Genomic DNA, 21901 nt, shown 5'->3' with positions numbered 1-21901 from the left:
CGCTCTTGCTTACCATTCGGGAACACATTGCGCCAAGCTGGCTTTCGTGACCTGAGGCGTGTCAACGTCAACAAACTGCGCTTTCGGCGTGCCGGGATTAGTTACCGCTGCGTACAACGCCTTGAACGCGAGTTGCCCCATCTTGCCTGGTTGGATGCAGACTGTTCCATCGACGTCACCCACCTTGATCGCGTTGATGCCCAGCCGCGAACCACCGCGCCCGATAAGCTTTGCGTGCGAACCTGCTGCGTGTACTGCTCGAGCGCAACCGATGACCATGTCATCGGCCTGATTGAAGAACAGGTCGATGTCAGGATGTGCCGTCAACATATTCTGGCAAACGGACTCCCCCTTTTCCGGCGTCCAATCAGTCGGTTGCGACGCGACGATCCGATACTTGATGCCGGCCTTCTCGAGCCCTTCCTTGAAGCCTTGAGTTGTTTGCCACACGGTTGGGTAGCCAGGGGCGCCTTCAACAATGGCGATGTTTGCCGTCCGATCTTTCGGGAGCAACGTTGCTGCGATCTGACCCGCGTTGTATCCAGCATGAACCTCGTCGCTTGCGACAAGCGCGGTCAACTTGGGATAAACGTCCTTCACAGGATGCTTCTGCGGGTCCCCAATCTGGGTAGCAACCGCGACGAAAGGAATATTGTGTGACGCGGCCCGGTCGACCCATGACTGCGCCACTACTGCATCGATTGGTAGAACGGCGATTCCATCGACTTTCTGGGCGATCAGATCATCGACTGCGTTACCTTGGCGTTCCACGCTCGTTTTTGCATCGAGGATGACCGTCTTAACGCCCGCTGCTTTTGCCGCCGCTTCGAAGCCCTTGGCTGCCGCGACGTTGAATGGATACTGCATCCCAGCGGCCACGTATCCCAACGTGATGTCCTTCGCTACAGCGGCGTTTGTGACAAAGGCCAGCGCGCCTACGAGACCAACCCATCCCCATCCTTTGATACTCGTTTTCATTTCATGTCTCCACTCAAGTTTTATGTCGATCGCAGAGCCGTCAGATTACGGACGAACCATACGACACTCTCTTTGCTGGTTCTCCAATTCAACCAACCGAGGCGCAGCGCTGATTTATGGAATGCGTATGCCGCTGTCACCACTGGGGGACGCAACTGGATACATTCTCTTTTGTAACCGCAGGTGTATCAATTTCGATGAACTTTCCCTTCGGCGTCTGGGGATTTGTCACAGCGGCGTAAAGCGCCTTAAATGCCTGCTGCCCCATCATTTCTGGCTCGACGCAGACCGTGCCATCGACATCTCCCGCCTTGATTGCATTGATACCAAGGCGAGAACCGCCCCAGCCCACGAGTTTGGCCTTCGAGCCAGCTGCGTGAACAGCGCGCGCGCAACCGATGACCATGTCATCAGCTTGGTTGTAGAAGAGATCGACGTCGGGATGTGCAGTTAGTATGTTCTGACAGACAGCTTCACCCTTTTCTGCTGTCCAGTCGGTGGGCTGGGACGCCACGATGCGATACTTTGTCCCTGCCTTGTCCAAGGCATCCTTGAAACCCTTTGTGCGCTGCCACACCTGTGGGTAGCCAGGTGCCCCTTCGACGATTGCGATGTTGGAGATCCGATCCTTCGGAAGCAGCTTTGCAGCGATCACTCCCGCGTTATAGCCGGTATGTACCTCGTCGCTTGCCACAAGCGCGGCCAATTTCGGATAGACGTCGTGGATCGAACGCTTCTGCGGGTCACCTAATTCGGTCGCAACCGACACCAGAGGAATATTGTGCGAGGCTACCCGGTCCGCCCAGCTTTGAGCGACGACGCCGTCGAGGGGGAGAAACGCGATGCCATCCACCTTTTGCGAGATGAGGTCATCGATAGCGTTGCCCTGCTTTTCGACGCTGGTTTTTGGGTCCAGGATAATCGCCTTGGCTCCTGCCGCCTTAGCGGCATCCTCGAAACCCTTCGCTACCGCGACATTAAACGGGTACTGCAACCCTGCGGCGACGTAGCCGACCGTGATCTCCTTTGCTTCTGATGCGCCGGCTACCGCCAAAAAAAGACCTGCTACTCCTATGCCGAAAAGACCTCTCTGAAGAGCGCTCATCGTTTGTCTCCAATATGTTTTTTAATAGATTCAACACTGTTTTTGCTCGGTTCAAGACGAGTCTGATTTGCAATGCTTTTGTCAGATGCGGACGGTCTTCTGCAACACCGTCTTCGTGATCATGTATGCGTCCAGTGTCGACGGCCCTCCCTCCCTTCCGATGCCACTGTCCTTGACTCCGCCAAAGGGCGTATCCGCATCCGGCGTACCAAAATGATTGATGGATAAGATCCCACACTCAAGTTCGCGGCTAACACGCTCCGAGTCTTGCAAGGAATTGGTAAACGCGTATGCTGCCAAGCCGACCGAAAGACTGTTCGCAAGTGCAATTGCCTCGCCCAGATCGTCAACGCGAACGCAAGCAGCGAGGGGGCCAAACGGCTCGATCGTCATTGCGTCGGCATCTATCGGCACGTCAGCCAAAACGGTGGGTTCAAAGAAATAACCGCGATCACCAATGCGGTTGCCTCCCGCAGCGATGCGCGCGCCGCGTTGCTTTGCGTCTTCCACGAACGACTGCATGGCGGAAAGCCGGCGGGCACTGGCAACGGGGCCCATTTGTGCGGTTTTACTGAAACCGTCGCCGACTCTCACCTCTTTGACTGCGCCAGAGAAAGCCGCAACAAAATCGTCGTACACTGTTCGATGAACGATGAAACGAGACGGCGACGCGCAGATTTGCCCACTCGCATTCGTCTTTCCGATGGCTGCGAGTCGACCCACCGCGGCGCCATCGACGCCCTCGCAGACGAGTACCGGCGCATGACCACCCAACTCCATGAGAACCGGCTTCATGGCGGCTGCGGCCAGTTGAGTCAAATGCTTTCCGACCCCTACCGAACCAGTGAACGTCACCAGCCGAATAATGGGAGAAGCAATCAACGTCGATGAGATCTCTGAGGGATTGCCAAAGACGAGATTCAACACTCCAGGCGGTAGGCCCGCATCTTCGAAGGCCTTGACCAACAGGCACGCGGTAGCTGGTGTTTCCTCCGCCGGTTTGAGAATGACCGAACAGCCTGCCGAAAGCGCCGCGCTCACTTTGCGGGCCGCGGAGCTAATAGGCACATTCCAAGGAGTAAAGGCCGCCACGGGGCCGATGGGCTGTCGCAGAATGAATTTTTGCATCTGCGCTTCGCCAGGAATAATCAAGCCGTAGTCCCGCAATGACTGCGCCGCGTTCCATTCGAAGAAATTCAGCGAGCGGTCGGCTTCCGCGTACGAATTGGAATACAGCTTCCCGTTCTCTAACGTGATCGTTGTAGCAATGAGATCAAGTCGCTCGCGCATGAGCGCCGTTGCTCTTTGGATGACCTTCACGCGCTGCTGGGGCGGCGTATCTCGCCAAACTAAAAAACCACGCGCCGCAGCATCCAAGGCGCGCGCGAGGTCGTCACTGGTTGCCTTCGGCACCTTGCCCAACACTTCTTCGGTCGCTGGGTTTCTTACTTCAACCGCCACCTCACGGTTGTAGATCCACTCACCGTCAATATAGAGTCCAACGCGAGGATATTGCGCCTGCGTCGTGCTTACATCGGCTGGGAGAGTTGTAGTAGACATCGTTGTGATCCTCAATTCAGTTAAATCTGTACAGTGGGCTGTGCTAGTGCACGCGATTTGGATGCCGAGATGCCGTTCGTCAATCCTCACTTAATCGACAGGACAGACGCTTCTGTCCGCGGCTCATTGAACACGCGCAACTGGTGTTCACCCAGATTTGTCGGCAGGCGGCCCCGCTTCAAGCAGTAGCGCCTTGTTGTTGGGACTGTCGCTGAGATCTCGAGCGAGGGCGCAGCCCGCAGATCCGGCTCCGATAATTATGTAATGGTAGGTTTGCATGCCGATGAGTAACTTGCTCAGAAGGGTGTCCCCGTTGTTTGAAGGTTATTTCCGGTCCCATGGTTAGGTCTAGTTGGTTTTTCTGGCGTTGAGGGTAAGTATTGCTAAACCGGCTCCCAAGCCTTGGCTGGGCTCCCTTCAGACGCCCGTTCCAGCGCCTTTTGCCCACCACTAGCGGATCGGCGCCATGGCGAGGATTTCTGCGCTTAAGGGAAAGACCTAGTGCGCGCGCTGCTCCGCCTTACTCCGACCGACGCGATCCGGCTTGGGGCAGACCCGCATGCGCTTCCCTTATCAGATACCCGCGGTTATTCTCGCGTTTCCTTTTCACTCATTAGGAGAACAGCATGTCCGAGGTATCCGCAATTGCCATCTCTGTTGCGAACCCAGGGTTCGAGGAGATATTGGCCGAGGCGCTTGAAGGTCTGCTTGCGCCCACCCACAAGGAGCGAGGGGTTCTACAGTATGAGATGTATCGAGATATGAAAGAGCCTCGATGCTTCGTATTTATCGAGCGGTGGGAGGATGAGGAGACCTTCGACGCGCATTGCAACTCGCCACATGTCATCGCTTATCTTCAGAAAACGGACGGCTGGGTAGAGAGCAACAAGATTCACGTTCTGCGGAAGGGAAAGTAGCAAACGCTGACGTACCAATCCAGAACGTCCGCCCGGCCTCAACAGACGGTGAGCTCCAGTCGTTCGAAGTAAGCGCGCGCTTACACGACGACCTTGGACCGACGACTCGTCGATCGCCGGCTCCTACCGGCGTTTGTCAGCCAAGCTTACCTTGAGGCAATAAAAACGAACTAGACCTAACTGCCTGCAAGGCAATAACCTAGCTTGGAAGGAGACACTTCACCGCGTCATTTTCAACAGAAGAGAATATTCATGAAAGAGCATCAGGCGGCGCTCGTGGCTGACGGGTTCGTGTTCCTGGAAGCGCCGCGCTGGCACGACAATCGCCTCTGGGTATCAGACGTCTTCGACCTTAAGCTTTATACCGTTACCGAAGACGGCATTCGTAAGCTGGTTTGTAACGTGCCGGGGCGTCCGGCTGGGATCGGGTTTCTGCCGGACAATACGCCTATCGTGGTGTCCTGCGCTGAGAAGAAGCTGATGAAGGTATCTGAGAACGCCATCTCGGTTTATGCCGATTTGACTGACGTCGCAACTGGCGATCTCAATGATCTCGTCATAGATGACGCAGGCCGGATTTACGTAGGCAATTTCGGATACGACCTGTTCGGCGGTGCGCCGATACAACTAACTGACATGCATGCGGTCGAACCGGACGGCTCCGTTCGTGTAGCGGCTGCCGGGCTCGAATTTCCAAACGGAGCGGTCATCAAGGACGATGGACGCACATTGGTTGTAGCCGAGACTTGGCGTGGAAATCTGACCGCTTATGACCGGTCAGAAGACGGCGAACTGTCCAATAGGCGCCTGTTCGCTGATCTGAACGGCAGACAACCCGATGGGATTTGCGTGGACAAGCATGGGGCCATCTGGGCTGGTTGCTATAACACCGGTGAATTCGTCCGCGTGCTCGAGGGTGGCGAAATCACGGATCGTGTCAAATTCTATGGAAATGCAGTTTCATGCGCCTTGGGCGGCAGCAATGGAAACACACTGTATTGCTGCGTTTATCTCGGAACGGATGAGCAGCTGAGAGAGCGCCAGCCGCGCAGTGCTATCTACAAAGTCGAACTACGCGCTTGATCCGGCCGGGTGAGACGAGCCCAGGAAGAGCGTCGGCACCACTCCGTTGTGGATTGGCAATCCGATGTAATGGCGCCCGTAAGAGCGCGCACTTCCTGAAAGGATCGTGAGGTTTTAGCTAGTAACCTAATGGAGACAGAATCAATGACGATTCATCGTAGGTGGAACTTTGAAGGGAAAGTGGCTTTCGTTACCGGTGCGGCGAATGGTATCGGGCAAGCAACAGCATTAGCCTTTGCGCAGGAGGGTGCGGACGTCGTCGTCGTAGACCTCTCAGAAGAGGGCGCAAAAGCAACGGCGCAGATGATCGAGGCACAGGGCGTACGCGCGGTGCCTGTCAGGTGCGACGTATCGAAGCCTGAAGACGTCCAGGCGGCCCTTGCGGTGACCATCGATAAATTGGGTCGCCTGGATTTTGCATTCAACAATGCAGGCATTGAACAACCGCTCGCATACACTGCCGACATCAGCGACGAGGTGTTCGAGCGTAATCTCCGCGTCAACCTCGGCGGCGTTTTTTACTGCATGAAGTATCAGATTCCCATCATGCTCAAGAGCGGCGGCTCGATTGTAAACACGTCATCAGGCGCGGGTATCGTCGGAATTCGTGGTCAGGCCGCTTACTGTGCCGCCAAGCACGGCGTTATCGGCTTAACGAAGTCAGCAGCGCTCGAGTACGGGAAGGACGGAGTACGCATCAACGCAGTGTGTCCGGGCATCATCGACACCCCGATGATCGGTCGATTCACGCAAGGTACCGAAGAAAATCGAAAACGGATGATTGCGCAAGAGCCGATTGGTCGCCTGGGTCGGCCAGAGGAGATTGCCAACACGGTTCTTTGGCTCTGCTCCGATGCTTCGGGCTTTGCCATCGGCCACGCTGTCGTCGTTGACGGTGGGCAGACAGCCGGGCTGTAATCGAATGCGGGCCACTCATCGGCGCGATGGAGCGAATCAGGACGTTCGCGGATGCAGGACTTTTCCGCGGTACGAAACTAATTTTGCCTCCCAGCGTCGGTGCGGCCTCTCAAGATCGTATCGCGCGTCCCATAGTGTCCAGCGTTGGACCTTGCTATCAGACTCGTCTCAGTCGCATGCGACCGGCCATGCCCGGCCGTAAGCTCCCCGTTTCGATCTAAGACCGATAATCGCAAGTCGCCGCACCTCGACCACGCTTTATTCCACGGCGGCGGTGTCTGGTTAAGTCACCGGTCCCAGCAAGACTGCAGCGCTAGCCCGAGGATCCGCCGGACGTTACAAAGCGTCTGTTTTGATCCCCCACGAGTTCTGCCTCACCCACAAGGCGCTGTCGCCCGTGAAGGTAAGACCGCGTAGGGGTTTGAGTCTCCATTAACCCGCGACCAACGTTCTTTTCCCGCATCTGTCTAACGTAAGCGCTAATTTGAGCGCACCGGCGCGCGCATGAATTTCGCCGAGCGCCGCAAATCTGTTGGCGTGGAAGCGTGACGTTTGCGTGTGATTTTTTTCTTTGCTCAGCCGGCGTCGATCGGAACCTGAGACTGCATGAACCGAAATGGCAGTAGGTCGCTTATGTCGGCGTCTTGTGCTCGTTGAGGCAGTTGGGTCAGTACGTGAAGCAGGTACGCGTATGGCTCGACGTTGCACGCGCGGCATGTAAGCACGAGACTGTAGATGACGGCGCTGGCTTTTGCTCCGGCGACCGTGTCGCTGAAGAGCCAAACCTTTCTGCTGGTGGCAAACGGGCGAATGTCCCGTTCCGCGATGTTGTTGTCCACTGGGGCTTGCCCGTCGCCGACGTAACGGCTGAGATACTCCCATTGGTTAAGCGTGTAGTTGATCGCATCGCCCAGCGCGCTTTCGGGTGGCACTTGAGGTGCTTGCTCATCCAGCCAAGCTTTGAATGCCTCAAGCAGCGCAACGCTGTGCTGCTGTCGCAGTCGTAAGGTATAGCTAGCACGCGTTTCCCCGCTCGGAGGTTTCTCTCGCGCGAGTGCTTCGACGCGGTAAAGTCGCTGGAAGAATTCGAGTGCTTGCTGCGCGCGTTTGCCTAATTTCTTCTGCGTCTTCAGAGCATCTACGAATCCGCGTCGCGCATGAGCAAGGCAGCCGAAGTGGGTCACACCTTTGACTGTTCGCCAGGCGCTATAACCGTCGGACATCACCGCGCCTTTGTAGTCCGCAAGAAACGCCTGAGGGTATTGCTTGCCGCGTCCAGGTTGATAGTCGAACAACACAACAGGCTCTTCGCTATCCTGCCCGCTGCGGTACAGCCACATGTAAGACTGGCTTTGTGCGGCCTTACCCGGTTCCTTCAGCACCTGAACGGTCGTCTCGTCGCCATGAATCAGCGGCTGCGACAGCAACGTCTTGCGTAACTCCCGGTACAGGCGGTCGAGATGCAATTGCGTTGGCTTGATGACCCAGTGCCCCAGCGTGCCTCGGCCCACCGGAATGTTCGCACGCCCGAGCGCCTCTTCCATCCGATATAGCGGCGTGCCGTCGACGTATTTACTCGTCATCACCGTGGCGATCATGGCCGCGCTCGCCCGACTGCCTGGCAATGGTTGGGCCGGCATCGGCGCGGTAAGAATCGGCGTACGTTCAGCGACACGCTCGCAATGACGGCACGCATATTTGAAACGAACATGCTGCAGGACTGAAGCCTTCACTTCGATATGCAGTTGTTCGCTGATTTCTTCGCCCATACGATGCATTGCGTTGCTGCAGCAGGGGCAGATCTTCTGCTCCTCGGGCAAGTCGTACTCGATTCGCTGACGCGGAAGATCTGCAGGCAGAGGCTTGCGTCCTCGTTTGCGGCGAGCAGGCTCGGCCGCCTCCGGCAGACCTGTGTCTGGTAAGTCGAGTTCGTCTACGTCCTCATCAAGGTCCTCAATTGCGATCTGCTCGGCCTCGTCGAACACCCGATCTTGGAGCTTCTCGCTGCTTGGCGCGAAGCGCTTGTGTTGCGCGAGCCGGAATTGTTCCTCGAGATGGCGAACGCGTTCGCCCAACTGGCGGTTGCTGGCCTCGAGCTCGCGAATGTAAGCCTGCGCGGCAGGAGGCAATTGGGAGAATTCGCGTTCATCCATGGTACCCACGGTAGCGAAAGGCAACGCTCGATGGGTTTACGGAAATTTGTAACAGCTATTGGGACCGTCGCTTGGACGAGGCGCGCCGCATCAGCTCGTATGATGGTACTGCCGGGCCGGATGACGTCGTACAGCGTCGATGTCGATGCCGTCTATCCACTTGTGAAGCTGGTTTGCGTTTACCTGTGCCCTGAGTGCGAGTCCGGCAATTGACGCCCCCGGTCGCAAGCACGCCTGAATCAGTCGGCGCTTGCCTTCAGGGTCGTACCTTCGTTTGCCGTTGGAGCATTCTCGGATGACTCGGAGTGGCAGAAAGTCAAACTCATCGTCGCTCATGGTCTGCGTCCGCAATGTGGGTTGCGGACGCAATCGTCGCTCTTAACGCCCCTCGAAGAAAGGTGTGCTCGTTTTAGCGCTTACTGTCTAACGCAGGCATGCCGGTTGACCTACACAAGTCGCATGCCAAAGCTATGGGATTTCCGCCCCATAGCTCGCGGGACAAAAGGAGATGCGCCGAGAGGCTGCGTGCATCACGCTTCGGACGCCCCAATCAGTTGCATTGACTCGCGTCCTCCGATTTATTAACCGCAAATTGATTGGACGTTTGCGCCGTTCTCGCAGTCGTTACCTTCGTCAAAGCTGACTGCGCATCATCCACCCAGGTGCGCGGATTCATACGCGCAGGATTGAATCCTGCCGCCTTATACTCGACCATCTCCTGACGTACCTGCTCACGCGTCAGGCCTTGCGTTGAGGACGATTGCGCTGTTGCAAGCAGCGGCGCCGAAAGACCTAGGGCGATAGCAAGCATTTGAAGTTTGCGATTCATGTTAATAGCTCCAGAAAGATAATTAAACGACGCGCCTTGAGGCTTTCGAAAGAGAGATGGACATCAAGATCGCGCGTCTCGCACACGATGCAAATTCCTCCTGGCCGCGCATTTTTTTACTTGGAGGTACCGTGCACGGACTTGTCGGCAACCCCTTCCAAGTGATACTTTAAGGGTTTATACCTATTCGATTAAGTGGGATCGACCACTTGCTCTTATTAGAATTGTTCATGAATCTCACCGTCGGCGGCTCCCAAGCCCGCGATTCTTCGGCATAGGAACACACGCGAGATGCCTCGAGAAAACCTGAATGACATCCTTGTATTTCTCGCCGTTGCACGCGAGAAAAGCTTCACACGTGCAGCCGCAAGGCTTGGCGTGTCTCAATCTGCTCTGAGTCATAGCATTCGAGACCTAGAGGCACGATTGGGCCTTCGTCTTCTAACCCGAACTACTCGGAGCGTCTCGACAACTGAAGCGGGCGAGGAGCTGTTTCAGGCAGTCGCTCCGCGTATCGAGGAAATTGATGCCAGCGTGGCTGCCCTGTCCGACTTTAGAGACAAGCCGGCAGGCGCAATCCGCATCACTGCAACTGACCATCCCATAGAAACCGTCATTTGGCCAAAGCTACGAAAGGTGCTGCCATCCTACCCTGACATCAAGGTGGAAGTTACCGTCGACTATGGTCTTTCCAATATTGTCGAAGAGCGATACGACATAGGTGTGCGATTTGGAGATCAAGTGGCGAAGGATATGATTGCAGTCCGTATAAGCCCTGATATTCCGATGTCGATTGTTGGATCCCCGTCATACTTCTCAAACAGAAGCGTTCCAAAGACGCCCGAGGATCTTCTCAACCAGGAATGCATCACATTGCGAATGACGACCACGAAGGCTCTCTACGCCTGGGAGCTCGCAAAGGGAAAAAGAGCAATGCAGGCGCGGGTCGGAGGCCAACTTACATTCAACACTCAACCGCAGATGATCCGAGCAGCCTTGGACGGCTTCGGCCTAGCGTTCGTCCCCGAGGACTCAGTGATTCGACATATCCAAAACGGGGAACTTCAAAGCGTCATGAAGGATTGGTGTCCAACCTGGCCCGGCTACCATGCCTACTATCCGAGCCGCCGTCAGACTTCCCGCGCCTTTTCTCTCGTGATAGACGCATTGAAGCATCGCATGTAGGCCTGCTTCAGCCCGTGGCCAATTACCGGCTAGCGGCTGCACGTCGCATCGCGCCGCTAAGGCGCCCGCTCAACGATGACATCAAGCGAGCCGGGTACGTTGAAAGTCTCGATTCCTGAGTCGACACGGCCGATATTGATAACGCCTGGGGAGGGAATTCTGTCCCCGTCGTGGTGATAATAGATCGCAACATCGTGGCTCGGAGACCAATATCCGATTTCTCCGACGTTGTAGACGTCGCTGCTTGGCCCTCTCGTTGAGATTACACGTGGCAGTGGCCCGGTCTTCTCTCGACCGAAAAGGTCATCCATCACAATGTGGAGGGGAAGAAGAGACGCGAATTCACGTGCCGTCGGATTATCGGCAAGCGTTCCTGGCAGTTCCTTGCCTGCAACCTTTATGATGACTTTTGTCATGCCGACGGCTTGGTCGCGATTGATTGTGCTACGGGGAGATGACGAACTCGATCGGCTGTCTGCAGCATCCGCTGCCGCACTCACTTGCGCGAGAATTAAGAATGACATAAAAATAAGCGAAACCTGCTTGGAGATTCTTTGCGCTAGCATTGTGTCCTCTGGTAACGACAGCGTCCATATGGCAAGACTTCAAACGCTCATGAGGTAATCTAACCACGTCTGTCCCTGGCTACTAGGCGTCGAAAACTCATTGAGTCTATTAGGTTCACTCATAAATGATCGGAAAACGGCATCGGCGATTTGCTGCCGTTGGATGTCCCCAAACATTGTCTTCCGGGCCTCGACGCCGCTTGTACGCGTTTGAAAACACATTCGGAAGCTCCTGCAGCGCCCCCGGACTGCCGCCGTGACAAGGATTTGCCCCAATTGATAAGAACGGCTCATAAGTCCAATCACTTGGGGCGGGTTTATCCCAAATTCACGCGTAGCTAAACTACTGTCAATCAGTCAAGCATCTAGCTGGCGGGGCGTAGTAAGCAGACATGTGCCTCGTCACCCGCTTGGGAGCACGCACAACGTGCTTTTTCCACAATACGTGCCTTGCATTAAACGCAGGCTGCGCAAGTGCCAGCCCCCACGGGGCAAGCTCGACCGTAATCCGTGCTGGGTTTTCCAATTCTTTTCCGGCGTGTTTCGACAGCCTGGAGTGGGGGCGCGCGCGCATGTTGAAAGAGGAAATTTGATGTCCACTTTAATAGACCAATCAACCGTTTCAAGACGGCAGGTATGGAGCGCGGTTGGATCCATGGCAATGTGCGCGGCGATGCTGATCGCGTCCGAGTTCATGCCTGTCAGCCTTCTAACGCCTATCGCATCGGACCTCCGCGCGACCGTGGGTATGGCGGGCCAGGCCATCTCCATCTCCGGGCTGTTCGCGGTAGTGACGAGCCTCATCGTTCCTGCAGCCACGAGTCGTCTCGACAGACGCTACGTTTTGTCAGGCCTCGCGGGACTGATGTTGATGTCACTGATCCTCATCGCAGAAGCAGGCAACTTCGAAACATTGATGGCTGCCCGTGCGCTGCTGGGAATCGCAGTGGGTGGCTTCTGGTCGCTCGCCACAGCGACGATCATGCGGTTGGTTCCGGAGGAATCGTTGCCGAAGGCTTTGGGTGTCTTGTACACAGGCAACGCTGTCGCCACGTCCTTTGCTGCTCCAATCGGCAGCTATTTAGGCAGCATCGTCGGATGGAGAGGCGTTTTTTTGGCCTTGGTACCAATCGTCGCAGCAAATCTAATTCTGCTCTTTATTACCCTGCCCCCAATGAAGAGCGACGGATCCCGACGAAACGGTAACGTGCTCTTACTGCTCCGGCGCCCCCACATAGCGTTCGCGATGCTCGCTGTGATGCTTACGTTCGGCGGCGCTTTCGCCGTCTTCACCTACTATCGCCCGTTCTTCGAGATGTACACTCGAGCCAACGTCTCTGAGCTATCAATACTGCTGTTGTGCATGGGCTTGGCCGGTTTCGGCGGTACCTACGGCGCAAGCGCAATCATGAACAAGCGTCTCTATCAACTTTTGATGGCCTTGCCAGCCGCGCTGGCCGCCTTGACCTTGTCCATTCTTTCGGTGGGACACAGCTTCTGGGCGGTATCAGCGCTAGTGGTTGCATGGGGAGCGGTGAACGCTGCAATACCAGTGGCATGGTCGACGTGGCTGGCGAAGGGCGTCAAGGATAAGCCCGAGAGCGGTGGCGGCTTGATGGTGGCCTCCATCCAGCTTTCGATCATGGTAGGTGCTGAGCTAGGTGGCACACTCCTCGACCATTACTCGATCGCGGCGGCATTCATCGGCGGTTCAGTCCTGTTGGTCCTCTCCGCAGTCGTGGTCGGCACCGGGCGCCGTCTTGAACCGCGCGCATGAGCACGGCAAGATCGTTGGCACAAGCGTCAAGATCGTCGACGCAGCGAACTCCCATTAGCGGCATCTTCGTCGTTCCCGCGGATCCCAGCATCGGTTAGAAGATCTTTCCCTTCGAGAAGCAAATCCAACTCGACGCTTACGCGCGCCCTGTAGACAATCACAGAAGCGAAGCTCCGTTTATAAAAGGATGGCGCATATCAGCGCCCCAAATCGTGCAGCGGCCACACATTGTGAGCAACGCAGAGCATGTCGACTTCCCAGTTCTCCAGTCTGTGCTGCGAGAAGGTGCCCCCTTCGGTTGATGCGTCAGCCGACCCTTGGAGATAAAAGGATGAAGAAGTATCAGCTCTGGATCGACGGGAAGCCAGAAGACCCGGCAAAGGGCGAGTGGATTGACACAGTCAACCCTTACACCGGCGAGCCCTGGGCGAAAATTCCTCGCGGTACCGCAGAAGACTCGTCCCGCGCGGTGGGGGCAGCCAAGCGCGCCATGTACGATGGTCCATGGAGCAAAATGACGGCCACCGAACGTGGAAAGGTCATGCGTCGCATTGGCGACCTCATCGTTGACAACGCTAAGGGTTTGGCTGAAACGGAGACCCGCGACAATGGCAAGGTCCTCGCGGAAATGCAGGGGCAATTAAAGACCATCCCCGAATACTGGTACTACTACGGCGGACTTGCTGACAAGATCGAAGGCGCGGTCATGCCAGTTGAAAAACCGGGCGTCTTCGCTTTCACGACGCATGAGCCGGTGGGAGTGGTCGCAGCACTGACAGCGTGGAATTCGCCGCTACAGTTCCTTTCTCTTAAGTGTGCTCCCGCGCTGGCGGCCGGGTGCGCAGTGGTGATCAAACCCTCGGAGTTTGCGTCAGCGAGCTCTCTCGAGTTTGCGGCACTCACCAAGGAAGCAGGGCTTCCCGACGGGGTTATGAATGTTGTCACTGGGTACGGCGGCGAAGTCGGTGCGGCGTTGGTTGAGCATCAGGACGTCGCGAAAATCACCTTCACCGGCTCTGACGTCACCGGCGCACGCATCTACGAAACCGCTGCGCGCGGAATGAAGCGCGTCGCTATGGAGCTGGGTGGTAAATCCCCGAATATAGTTTTTGAGGATGCAGACCTTGATGCCGCAGCAATCGGCGTGGCGTCCGGGATCTTTGGGGCCGCAGGGCAGATGTGCATTGCCGGTTCTAGGCTCCTTGTCCAAAACTCCATCAAAGAAAGCTTCACCGAAAGACTCGTCGCCCTCGCCCGAGATGTACGGCTGGGCGATCCCATGCAGCCGACCACGAACGTTGGGCCAATTGCAACGCCTCTACAATTCGCGAAGGTTTTGGAATACATAGAGATTGCACACGGCGACGGTGCTCGTTGCGTCCTCGGTGGTAAGCCAGCTACCGGTCCCGGAGTAACGGGCGGACAGTTTGTCGAGCCGACCATCTTCACCGATGTAACCAACGACATGCGCATTGCGCAAGAAGAGGTCTTCGGTCCTGTGCTCTCAATTATCGGCTTCGACGACGAAAACGACGCCATCGAGTTGGGCAACAGTATCATTTACGGCCTGGTTGCCGGCGTTTGGACGGGAAACATTGGTCGAGCTATGCGCATGACAAAGGCTCTCAGAGCCGGCACCGTCTGGGTCAACACTTACCGTGCGTACAGCTTCATGATGCCGTTTGGTGGAGTAAAAATGTCAGGCCTCGGCCGCGAGAATGGCATTGAAGCCGTCCACGAGTTTCTCGAAACAAAGAGCGTCTTCCTATCTACCTCAGCAACTCCACCAAGTAATCCGTTCCTTCAGCGCTAGAGGTGTTGCATTTGCATACGCTCGAGGCCGCCCGTTCCACTCGCGGTCTGAGGAACGACACACTCCTGTGCGCATGTGTCTTCAAGTTCGCCCGCGTAGCAGCGGGCTTTTTTTCGCACAAGCGTCATTTGCCGCAGCCGACTGGCCTCTGTGCCGCCAGCGGCAAGAAATGGAATCAGCACGACGCCGCTTCCTGAATCGGACATCCGACGAGGCGCAAAGCGTCTCGCAGCTCGATTGTGGCTTGACCTCGATTAAATGTAGAGAACGTCGATATGTCCGATTTCCGTCGGGGCAAAGCAGCCAGGTATTCTGTTGTCACGCCCCTATTGCCTCTTATGACCTCTGTGCTTGCGGGCTTTCTAATAATTGGCGTTGCGCTTCCAGTTCTGCCATTGCATGTTCGCAACGATCTCGGTTTCGGAATGTCGGTTGTCGGCCTCGTGGCGGGGGCACAGTTTGCTGCAACGCTGTTTTCGCGAGTATGGGCGGGCACATACTCCGACCGACATGGCGCCAAGCGCGGCGTGCTGATTGGCTTGGTTGCGGCATCGTCCGCCGGGCTGCTTTACCAGCTTTCGCTCGCTTTCCTTAAACGCCCGGCTCTATCCGTTGCGGTTTTACTCGCCGGCCGCGCGGTACTCGGTGGTGCCGAGAGCTTCATAATCACCGGTGGAATTGCCTGGGGTCTTCGTCTCGTCGACAAGGAACATGCTGGCAAAGTAATCGCTTGGGTAGGAACGGCAATGTTCGCCGCCTTAGCCCTTGGCGGCCCGATTGGGACGACCGCCTACACGTCGTTCGGTTTTTTCGCAATTGCGTTGATAACAACGCTGGTGCCCTTGATCGTCTTAGTGTTCCTGATACGAGTCCCCGCAGTTGCGCCCCATCCGCATGGAGAACACTCGTCATTCGGGACTATCGTCCGAGCGGTCTGGTTGCCCGGACTTGGCGCGGCGCTAGCGAGTACGGGGTATTGCGCAATTTTGACATTCAGTTCGCTTTTCTATGCGGAGATGCACTGGGAGCCGCTATGGATGGGCTTTACGGCCTTCGGTGGCGCGCTGATCTTGGCGCGCGCTGTTGGGGGCCATCTTCCCGACCGTTTCGGCGGTGCCAGAGTAGCTCTTATATTTGTGATAGTACAGACGTCAGGTTTATTGCTGATGTGGCTAGCCAGGACGGCCTTAATCGCTTCCGTCGGAGCGGCGCTTGCAGGGGTCGGCTATTCGTTGGTGTATCCCGGGCTGGGCGTCGAAGCGGTTCGCGGTACCACACCGCAGAAGCGCGGTTTGGCGATGGGACTGTATACCGCGTTCCTCGATGTAGCGATGGCTACGGGTAGCCCGGCGCTCGGGTGGATCGGCGGGCACGTCAGTTTGGGTGCTGTATTCCTGGTCAGCGCTCTGGTTGTTCTTTGCACCGCCGGCGTCGCCTTCCACCTGCTAACTCGCGACGGCGTACCGGCTTGATTTCGCTTTCCCGGCAAAATGCCTGTTTGAACAACGATGTGCCGCCGCGCCGAGAGCCTTGTCCGATTCAAACGAGGACGGGCAGGCTGGAAGGTGCGGCTACGCGACGAAGTGACACGGTGGTCCGCGCTGTCGAATCGGGGATCCCACATGCAACCGCGGCCGCTCGTGCAATGGTTGGCCGATAAATAACCGTCACACTCAGAGGCGCAGCCTGGACCGTACTGATGCCTGCGGTGCGCTTGGAGACCGCGGCCTCAGATGCGCACGCCCACGAATATTTCAAGGCTTTTTTCTCCGCTGACAGGTGTGTACGCCTTCACGTTGAAGCGGCGTCCGGTAAGTGCCACTTACCATACAGCGAAGAAAATGCGACTCGACGAACCTCTTCACAAGGCGCACGATTGCGTAAGGTCGCTTTTTAATGCGACAGTTCGCCGAGGACAGCATCGGCAGTCGAAGCAAGGAGGAGATAGATGCGCATCGGCTATATCGGGTTGGGCGCCATGGGCGGTGCGCTGGCCCGCCATCTGATCGGCAAGTTTCCGTTGTCCGTATTCGATTTGAATCAGAAGGCCGTAGATTCGTTCGTCGAGCTCGGTGCGACGGCCGCAGCGACGCCAGCAGAACTGGCGCGTAACAGCGACGTGGTACTGCTTTGCTTGCCCAGAAGCTCAGACGTTCAGGCAGTTCTTTTCGGACCCAACGGGGCCGCAGCGGGGTTGTCAGCAGGCAAGATTGTTGTCGACCAGACCAGTGGAGTTCCAGCGGAAACGAGAGGGTTCGCTCAACAGCTCGAGGAAATGGGCGTCTCGCTGTTCGACGCACCGGTCTCTGGAGCCATGGCGACCGCTATTGCCGGGACGATCTCCATTATCGCTTCCGGCCCTGAGGCAGCTTTCCAGAAGGCGCTGCCTGTGCTGCAGTCAATCAGTCCGAATGTCTTTCACTGCGGCGAGCGCGTTGGCAACGGTCAGACGATGAAGACCGTGAACAACATGATGAATGTTAGCTGCCGGCTGGCAACCCTCGAGGTCGTTGCGATGGGACGGAAGCTCGGCCTTCCCCTCGAACGCATGACCGATGCGATCAACGCCACGACGGCGCGAAATTACACTTCTCAAGGCATGCTACCCGCTATCGCCGAAGGCCGTCAGTCGACGAAGTTCTGGCTCGCTCTCCAGGTCAAAGACATTCACCAGGCAATCGCACTCGCTGCAGATCAGAAAGTTCCGATGCCCATCGGCGCGGCAGCGCGATCCATTCTGCAGATTGGACTTAACTCGCTAGGTAAGGATGCGCAGCTCGAACAAATGATTGGGATTATTGAGTCCATGGCAGACACCAAATTCGTCGGTGGCGCTACGACCGCAGAGTCTCTGGAGGCAAAGTGAGTACGATTGGATTGGCAGGAAGCGGTGAAGTCGCCGCGTTTATCGCTCGCCAAATGGTGAAAGAACATTCGGTTCGCATCCTCGGCTGTGGCAACGACTCTCTACGCTGCGACGGAGCGGAAGAGGTGGACAGCGCTTCGAAGCTCTCCAAGGGAGCGGACGTTGTTATTCTATGCACAGACTCCGATAAGGTACGAGATGCGCTACTCCGAAGCCCCGACGGGCTGAGATCGAATCTTGTCGAAAAGCAAACGCTTATCGATATGAGCCAAGGTGATCCGGACGATACCAAATCGCTTGCCAGGGAATTGAGCGAGGTCGGAGTTACACTCGTAGATGCACCTCTGCACACGGAAAACACAGCAGCGATCCTGGAAGCATCGGCCATCCTCTTTGGCGGCCCGACTCTCGTCTTGGAGTCGGTGCGCGCCATTCTGGAAGCAGTCTGTCCGACGATCATCCATTGTGGCGACGCAGGGAGCGGCCACGCCATGCGTCTCGTCGTAGCGGCGGTCGCGGCGTGTAACCGTCTCATTACCTATGAATGCGCGGCGATGGGGGCCAAGAATGGACTCACCCTTGCCGACATGGCGACGGTCTTGAACAAGAGTTCTGGCTACAACAGTGCGGCTGCTCGCGTGCTTCCCGCTTTAGTCGCAAACAAGCGAACGGCCAACGTCACGCTCGGCAGTTGGGCGGATGATCTGAGAAAGGCATCAGCTGTCGGAATGCGCTACGGAGCGCCGATGCTAATCGCGACGATGACCCGATCTACGTTGGATGCCGCTTCGAATCGACTTGGTGAGTCGGCCACTGTCGATAGACTTGCCGACATCTGGGCGGTTGACTCAGGCCTGCCAACACAAGGTGCGGGATAATCAAACGGTCGCCCACAGCTAAAGAGGCGTGCCAGTGCATGCGAGCGCGAAACCCGGCGCGAATATGCGGCACTGGCCTTTTTTGCGGCGAAAAGCTCATGCTCGCGTAAGACCAAGCCCCTTGGAAACACGCATTCAACGTAAGGCGCCAAAATATGCGCTGTGACGAAGTTGTTCGTGTACCTGCATCTTAAATCTTTCGTGTCGCGCGGCAGTTCCGGGCGGTGGCGCTTAACCCTTCCGTTTCGAACTGGAAGACATGCGGGTTGTTCGAGTGGTGAAACAAGCGAGACACCTGAGGTCCGGTGATCCAGAGGCCGCTTTTGCGCTGCAAGAGCGGTGCTCGGATAATCGGCGCGATCGCTCGCCATCGGTCATGGCGACGAGAACTAACGTAAAGTAAATTAAGCCGGGCATCGAAATCCGGAAGGGAGTTAGCAATGGCGCAGGCAATACTAGGCTGTATCGCCGACGATTTCACCGGCGCGACCGATCTCGCCAATATGCTCGTGCGCGGCGGTATGCGGACGGTGCAGACCATCGGTGTTCCGGACGCGGACACGCAGATTGAAGCGGATGCGCTCGTCGTCGCGCTAAAGTCGCGCACGATTCCTGCGAAAGATGCCGTGCGCCAGTCGCTCCAGGCCCTTGAATGGTTGCGTGTACAAGGCTGCACCCAGTTCTTCTTCAAATATTGTTCGACCTTTGACTCCACTGACAAAGGTAATATCGGGCCGGTCGCGGATGCCCTACTCGAAGCATTGGGTGAGGACTTTACTATCGCGTGCCCCGCGTTTCCCGAGAACGGCCGAACGATTTTCCGCGGCAACCTGTTCGTAGGTGATGTACCGTTAAACGAATCGGGAATGGAGAATCATCCACTGACTCCAATGACCGATCCAAACTTGGTGCGCGTCTTGCAACGCCAGACGAAGTCCAGAGTCGGCTTGATCCGCTACGGCACGATCTCCAAGGGTGCCGATGCAATCCGCGCGTGCATCGAAGAACTGAAGGAGGACGGTGTACGACTTGCCATCGCCGACGCGATGTCCGACAGCGACCTGTATGCCCTCGGTAAGGCATGCCGCGACCTCAAGCTCGTCACAGGCGGCTCTGGCATAGCTCTCGGCCTGCCGCAGAATTTTCACTCCGCGGATCTGCTGGTGTATGGAGGAGACGCGGCTGATCTGCCGAAAATGGATGGAAAGGCCGTCATCCTCGCGGGCAGCGCATCCAAGGCTACCAATGCACAGGTGGCGGAATGGCGCGCATCAAAACCAAGTTTCCGAATTGATCCAATCGCGCTGTCTCGTGGGGAGCCTGTGATCGCAAACGCCCTTGAATTCGCGCGGAGCCACGATGAAACCGTGCTGATCTACGCGACATCGTCCCCCGACGATGTGAAAGCAGTGCAGAAGGTACTAGGCGTTGAGAAGGCGGGGCATCTCGTTGAAGATGCGCTCGCCTCTATCGCACGTAAGTTGCGCGATGCCGGCGTACGTAAGTTCGTCGTCGCCGGTGGCGAAACCTCCGGTGCTGTCGTCCAAGCTCTCGACGTCCGCTCGCTGCGGATCGGGCCGCAAATCGATCCCGGTGTGCCCGCGACACAATCAATCGGAAAACGCGGTGAGATGCCTCTCGCGCTCGCGCTCAAGTCTGGAAACTTTGGTACGACCGATTTTTTTGCAAAGGCGCTGAAGGTACTGTGATGGCATCGAATGAATCACGCATTCGCGAAGAAATCTGCAGAACGGGGAAAAGTCTTTACGACCGTCGCTACACTGTAGGTACAGCGGGCAACATCAGCTCTCGCCTTGAGGACGGCTGGCTCATCACGCCAACCGACGCCTGCCTCGGTCTTCTAGATCCGGATGACATTGCCAAGGTCGACCTGCAGGGGAACCATGTATCGGGGGCGCGGCCCTCGAAGACGCTCGCATTGCATCGTCGGATCTACGAGAACAACCCGGATGCACACGGCATTGTGCATACACATTCGACACATCTCGTCGCGTTGACCGTCGCCGGTGTTTGGACGGACGATGACGTGCTGCCGCCGATTACGCCCTACTTTGTTATGAAAGTTGGTCATGTGCCTCTGATTCGCTATCGCCGTCCGGGCGACGTAGCCGTGGCGGAACAAGTGGCCGTGCTGGCGTCAAAGGTGCGGGCAGTGCTGCTGGAACGGCTCGGGCCGGTCGTGTGGGAAAAATCAGTATCACAGGCGAGCTACGCACTAGAAGAACTTGAAGAAACGGCGCGGCTTTATCTGTCGGCCGTCCCGCGACCGGAGCCGCTTAGAGACTCGTCGATCGAAGAGTTGCGAACTGTATTCGGCGCGCGCTGGTAAGCATGACACGAGAGATATCGACCCGGAGACAAGACACATGCCGAAGTTCGCAGCAAACCTCACGATGATGTATTTAGAACATCCCTTCCTCGACCGTTTTGCCGCCGCAGCCAAGGACGGATTCAAGGCTGTCGAATTTCTATTTCCATACGATTTCGAAGCCGCGGAAATCAAGACAAGGTTGGCAGACAACGGCTTGACGCAGGCACTGTTCAACGCCCCGCCCGGCGAGTGGGCAGCGGGCGAGCGCGGCATCGCGTCCTTGCCCGGGCGCGAGCCAGAATTCAGAAAGAGCATTGAAAAAGCCCTTGAATATACGGCCGTACTGGGTAACAGAAGACTCCACGTCATGGCTGGCCTGATCGCGCCGGAGCAACTGCGCGAAAAACACCGCGCGGTTTATTTGGAAAATCTCGACTACGCGGCAAAAGAAGCACTGTCACTAGGGATTACCGTCGTGATAGAGCCAATCAACACCCGCGACATTCCAGGCTTCTTTCTGAACCGGCAGGACGACGCACAGGCCGTCTGCGACGAGATCGGCGCGCCCAACCTGCAAGTCCAGTTTGACATTTACCACTGCCAGATTGTCGAGGGCGATATTGCAGTGAAGCTGAAGCGTGACATGAAGCGCCACAACGCCGGCATTGGCCATATCCAGGTCGCTGGGGTGCCCGACCGTCACGAACCCTACCTTGGCGAGCTCAACTATCCGTACCTGTTTGAGTTAATCGATTCGCTCGGTTACGACGGCTGGATCGGATGCGAATATCGTCCGAAAGCAGGGACATCTGATGGGCTTGGCTGGATCAAACCCTACCTGTGAACGACGCTGCCATGAATACATCGGCCACCTCGGCCCGCGAGCGACATCGAAATGGCGCTCGTGGGCAGCGTTTCGTCCATTTTTTCACCAGTGAACT

At 56.8% G+C, this 21901-nt stretch carries 18 protein-coding genes and 1 pseudogene; 12 read left to right on the top strand and 7 right to left on the bottom strand.

The features are described 5' to 3' along the window. Positions 1–9 precede the first annotated feature (9 nt). From LMG28727_RS03670 to LMG28727_RS03660, 3 genes are all read right to left on the bottom strand, one after another. The gene (locus tag LMG28727_RS03670; protein ID WP_201640959.1) at positions 10–978 is read right to left on the bottom strand and encodes a sugar ABC transporter substrate-binding protein; all 969 of its coding nucleotides are present in this window, start codon (positions 976–978) and stop codon (positions 10–12) included. Positions 979–1114: 136 nt separating this feature from the next. After that, a complete protein-coding gene (locus LMG28727_RS03665) occupies positions 1115–2083 on the bottom strand; it encodes a sugar ABC transporter substrate-binding protein (RefSeq protein WP_201640958.1) in 969 nt (322 codons plus the stop codon). 81 nt (positions 2084–2164) lie between these two features. Continuing rightward, positions 2165–3643, bottom strand: a complete 1479-nt coding sequence (locus LMG28727_RS03660) for an NAD-dependent succinate-semialdehyde dehydrogenase (protein WP_201640957.1) — start codon at positions 3641–3643, stop codon at positions 2165–2167. A gap of 626 nt (positions 3644–4269) precedes the next feature. Between LMG28727_RS03660 and LMG28727_RS03650 the strand changes: the two genes are divergently transcribed. The 3 genes from LMG28727_RS03650 (at position 4270) to LMG28727_RS03640 (ending at position 6561) form a co-directional block, all read left to right on the top strand. Further along, entirely contained in the window at positions 4270–4560 is a 291-nt protein-coding gene (locus tag LMG28727_RS03650) for a putative quinol monooxygenase (RefSeq protein WP_201640956.1), read from the top strand. A 252-nt stretch (positions 4561–4812) separates the two neighbouring features. Continuing rightward, on the top strand, positions 4813–5643 hold the full coding sequence (locus LMG28727_RS03645) for an SMP-30/gluconolactonase/LRE family protein (RefSeq protein WP_201640955.1): 831 nt from the start codon (positions 4813–4815) through the stop codon (positions 5641–5643). A gap of 144 nt (positions 5644–5787) precedes the next feature. Then, positions 5788–6561 (top strand): SDR family oxidoreductase, encoded by a 774-nt coding sequence (locus LMG28727_RS03640; protein ID WP_201640954.1) that lies wholly within the window; start codon positions 5788–5790, stop codon positions 6559–6561. Positions 6562–7136: 575 nt separating this feature from the next. Here LMG28727_RS03640 and tnpC read toward each other — a convergent pair. The 3 genes and pseudogenes from tnpC to LMG28727_RS03625 form a co-directional block, all read right to left on the bottom strand. Next, positions 7137–8714: an IS66 family transposase gene (gene tnpC / locus LMG28727_RS03635; RefSeq protein ID WP_201640953.1), complete on the bottom strand. Its 1578-nt coding sequence runs from the start codon at positions 8712–8714 to the stop codon at positions 7137–7139. 153 nt (positions 8715–8867) lie between these two features. Then, a pseudogene (locus LMG28727_RS03630) lies at positions 8868–9050 on the bottom strand (transposase); the annotation flags it as partial. A 214-nt stretch (positions 9051–9264) separates the two neighbouring features. Then, positions 9265–9543 (bottom strand): DUF4148 domain-containing protein, encoded by a 279-nt coding sequence (locus LMG28727_RS03625; protein ID WP_201640951.1) that lies wholly within the window; start codon positions 9541–9543, stop codon positions 9265–9267. Positions 9544–9834: 291 nt separating this feature from the next. Between LMG28727_RS03625 and LMG28727_RS03620 the strand changes: the two genes are divergently transcribed. Then, a complete protein-coding gene (locus LMG28727_RS03620; protein WP_201640950.1) occupies positions 9835–10728 on the top strand; it encodes a LysR family transcriptional regulator in 894 nt (297 codons plus the stop codon). A 56-nt stretch (positions 10729–10784) separates the two neighbouring features. On the opposite strand, the gene LMG28727_RS03615 is transcribed toward LMG28727_RS03620, so the two are convergent. Beyond that, on the bottom strand, positions 10785–11144 hold the full coding sequence (locus tag LMG28727_RS03615; RefSeq protein WP_236591584.1) for a cyclophilin-like fold protein: 360 nt from the start codon (positions 11142–11144) through the stop codon (positions 10785–10787). 805 nt (positions 11145–11949) lie between these two features. Between LMG28727_RS03615 and LMG28727_RS03610 the strand changes: the two genes are divergently transcribed. From LMG28727_RS03610 to otnI, 8 genes are all read left to right on the top strand, one after another. Further along, positions 11950–13071 carry an MFS transporter gene (locus LMG28727_RS03610; protein ID WP_328810108.1) on the top strand — a complete coding sequence of 374 codons (1122 nt, stop codon included), beginning with the start codon at positions 11950–11952 and terminating at the stop codon, positions 13069–13071. A 331-nt stretch (positions 13072–13402) separates the two neighbouring features. Beyond that, positions 13403–14884, top strand: coding sequence for an aldehyde dehydrogenase (locus tag LMG28727_RS03605; RefSeq protein ID WP_201640947.1), 1482 nt, complete (start codon positions 13403–13405; stop codon positions 14882–14884). 275 nt (positions 14885–15159) lie between these two features. Next, entirely contained in the window at positions 15160–16356 is a 1197-nt protein-coding gene (locus tag LMG28727_RS03600) for an MFS transporter (protein WP_201640946.1), read from the top strand. A gap of 476 nt (positions 16357–16832) precedes the next feature. Then, positions 16833–17750, top strand: coding sequence for an NAD(P)-dependent oxidoreductase (locus tag LMG28727_RS03595; RefSeq protein ID WP_201640945.1), 918 nt, complete (start codon positions 16833–16835; stop codon positions 17748–17750). Next, positions 17747–18628, top strand: coding sequence for an NAD(P)-dependent oxidoreductase (locus tag LMG28727_RS03590; protein WP_201640944.1), 882 nt, complete (start codon positions 17747–17749; stop codon positions 18626–18628). The genes LMG28727_RS03595 and LMG28727_RS03590 overlap by 4 nt, the downstream gene beginning before the upstream one ends. Before the next feature lie 440 nt (positions 18629–19068). After that, entirely contained in the window at positions 19069–20337 is a 1269-nt protein-coding gene (otnK, locus tag LMG28727_RS03585) for a 3-oxo-tetronate kinase (RefSeq protein WP_201640943.1), read from the top strand. Continuing rightward, the gene (gene otnC / locus LMG28727_RS03580) at positions 20337–20978 is read left to right on the top strand and encodes a 3-oxo-tetronate 4-phosphate decarboxylase (RefSeq protein ID WP_201640942.1); all 642 of its coding nucleotides are present in this window, start codon (positions 20337–20339) and stop codon (positions 20976–20978) included. Before otnK ends, otnC begins: the two co-directional genes overlap by 1 nt. Before the next feature lie 37 nt (positions 20979–21015). Beyond that, the gene (gene otnI / locus LMG28727_RS03575; RefSeq protein ID WP_201640941.1) at positions 21016–21804 is read left to right on the top strand and encodes a 2-oxo-tetronate isomerase; all 789 of its coding nucleotides are present in this window, start codon (positions 21016–21018) and stop codon (positions 21802–21804) included. Positions 21805–21901: the final 97 nt, after the last annotated feature.

It is taken from the genome of Paraburkholderia metrosideri, from assembly GCF_904848625.1.
In the GTDB taxonomy this organism is placed as follows: Bacteria; Pseudomonadota; Gammaproteobacteria; order Burkholderiales; family Burkholderiaceae; genus Paraburkholderia; species Paraburkholderia metrosideri.
Note: the sequence above shows the minus strand (reverse complement) of the source record. Positions and strands in the feature narration are given on the sequence as shown.

Bases quoted from the DNA above. Each gene is read 5' to 3' on its own strand.
- LMG28727_RS03670 (WP_201640959.1), bottom strand. From the start codon at position 978: ATGAAAACGAGTATCAAAGGATGGGGATGGGTTGGTCTCGTAGGCGCG.
- LMG28727_RS03665 (WP_201640958.1), bottom strand. From the start codon at position 2,083: ATGAGCGCTCTTCAGAGAGGTCTTTTCGGCATAGGAGTAGCAGGTCTT.
- LMG28727_RS03660 (WP_201640957.1), bottom strand. From the start codon at position 3,643: ATGTCTACTACAACTCTCCCAGCCGATGTAAGCACGACGCAGGCGCAA.
- LMG28727_RS03650 (WP_201640956.1), top strand. From the start codon at position 4,270: ATGTCCGAGGTATCCGCAATTGCCATCTCTGTTGCGAACCCAGGGTTC.
- LMG28727_RS03645 (WP_201640955.1), top strand. From the start codon at position 4,813: ATGAAAGAGCATCAGGCGGCGCTCGTGGCTGACGGGTTCGTGTTCCTG.
- LMG28727_RS03640 (WP_201640954.1), top strand. From the start codon at position 5,788: ATGACGATTCATCGTAGGTGGAACTTTGAAGGGAAAGTGGCTTTCGTT.
- tnpC (WP_201640953.1), bottom strand. From the start codon at position 8,714: ATGGATGAACGCGAATTCTCCCAATTGCCTCCTGCCGCGCAGGCTTAC.
- LMG28727_RS03625 (WP_201640951.1), bottom strand. From the start codon at position 9,543: ATGAATCGCAAACTTCAAATGCTTGCTATCGCCCTAGGTCTTTCGGCG.
- LMG28727_RS03620 (WP_201640950.1), top strand. From the start codon at position 9,835: ATGCCTCGAGAAAACCTGAATGACATCCTTGTATTTCTCGCCGTTGCA.
- LMG28727_RS03615 (WP_236591584.1), bottom strand. From the start codon at position 11,144: ATGACAAAAGTCATCATAAAGGTTGCAGGCAAGGAACTGCCAGGAACG.
- LMG28727_RS03610 (WP_328810108.1), top strand. From the start codon at position 11,950: ATGGCAATGTGCGCGGCGATGCTGATCGCGTCCGAGTTCATGCCTGTC.
- LMG28727_RS03605 (WP_201640947.1), top strand. From the start codon at position 13,403: ATGAAGAAGTATCAGCTCTGGATCGACGGGAAGCCAGAAGACCCGGCA.
- LMG28727_RS03600 (WP_201640946.1), top strand. From the start codon at position 15,160: ATGTCCGATTTCCGTCGGGGCAAAGCAGCCAGGTATTCTGTTGTCACG.
- LMG28727_RS03595 (WP_201640945.1), top strand. From the start codon at position 16,833: ATGCGCATCGGCTATATCGGGTTGGGCGCCATGGGCGGTGCGCTGGCC.
- otnK (WP_201640943.1), top strand. From the start codon at position 19,069: ATGGCGCAGGCAATACTAGGCTGTATCGCCGACGATTTCACCGGCGCG.
- otnC (WP_201640942.1), top strand. From the start codon at position 20,337: ATGGCATCGAATGAATCACGCATTCGCGAAGAAATCTGCAGAACGGGG.
- otnI (WP_201640941.1), top strand. From the start codon at position 21,016: ATGCCGAAGTTCGCAGCAAACCTCACGATGATGTATTTAGAACATCCC.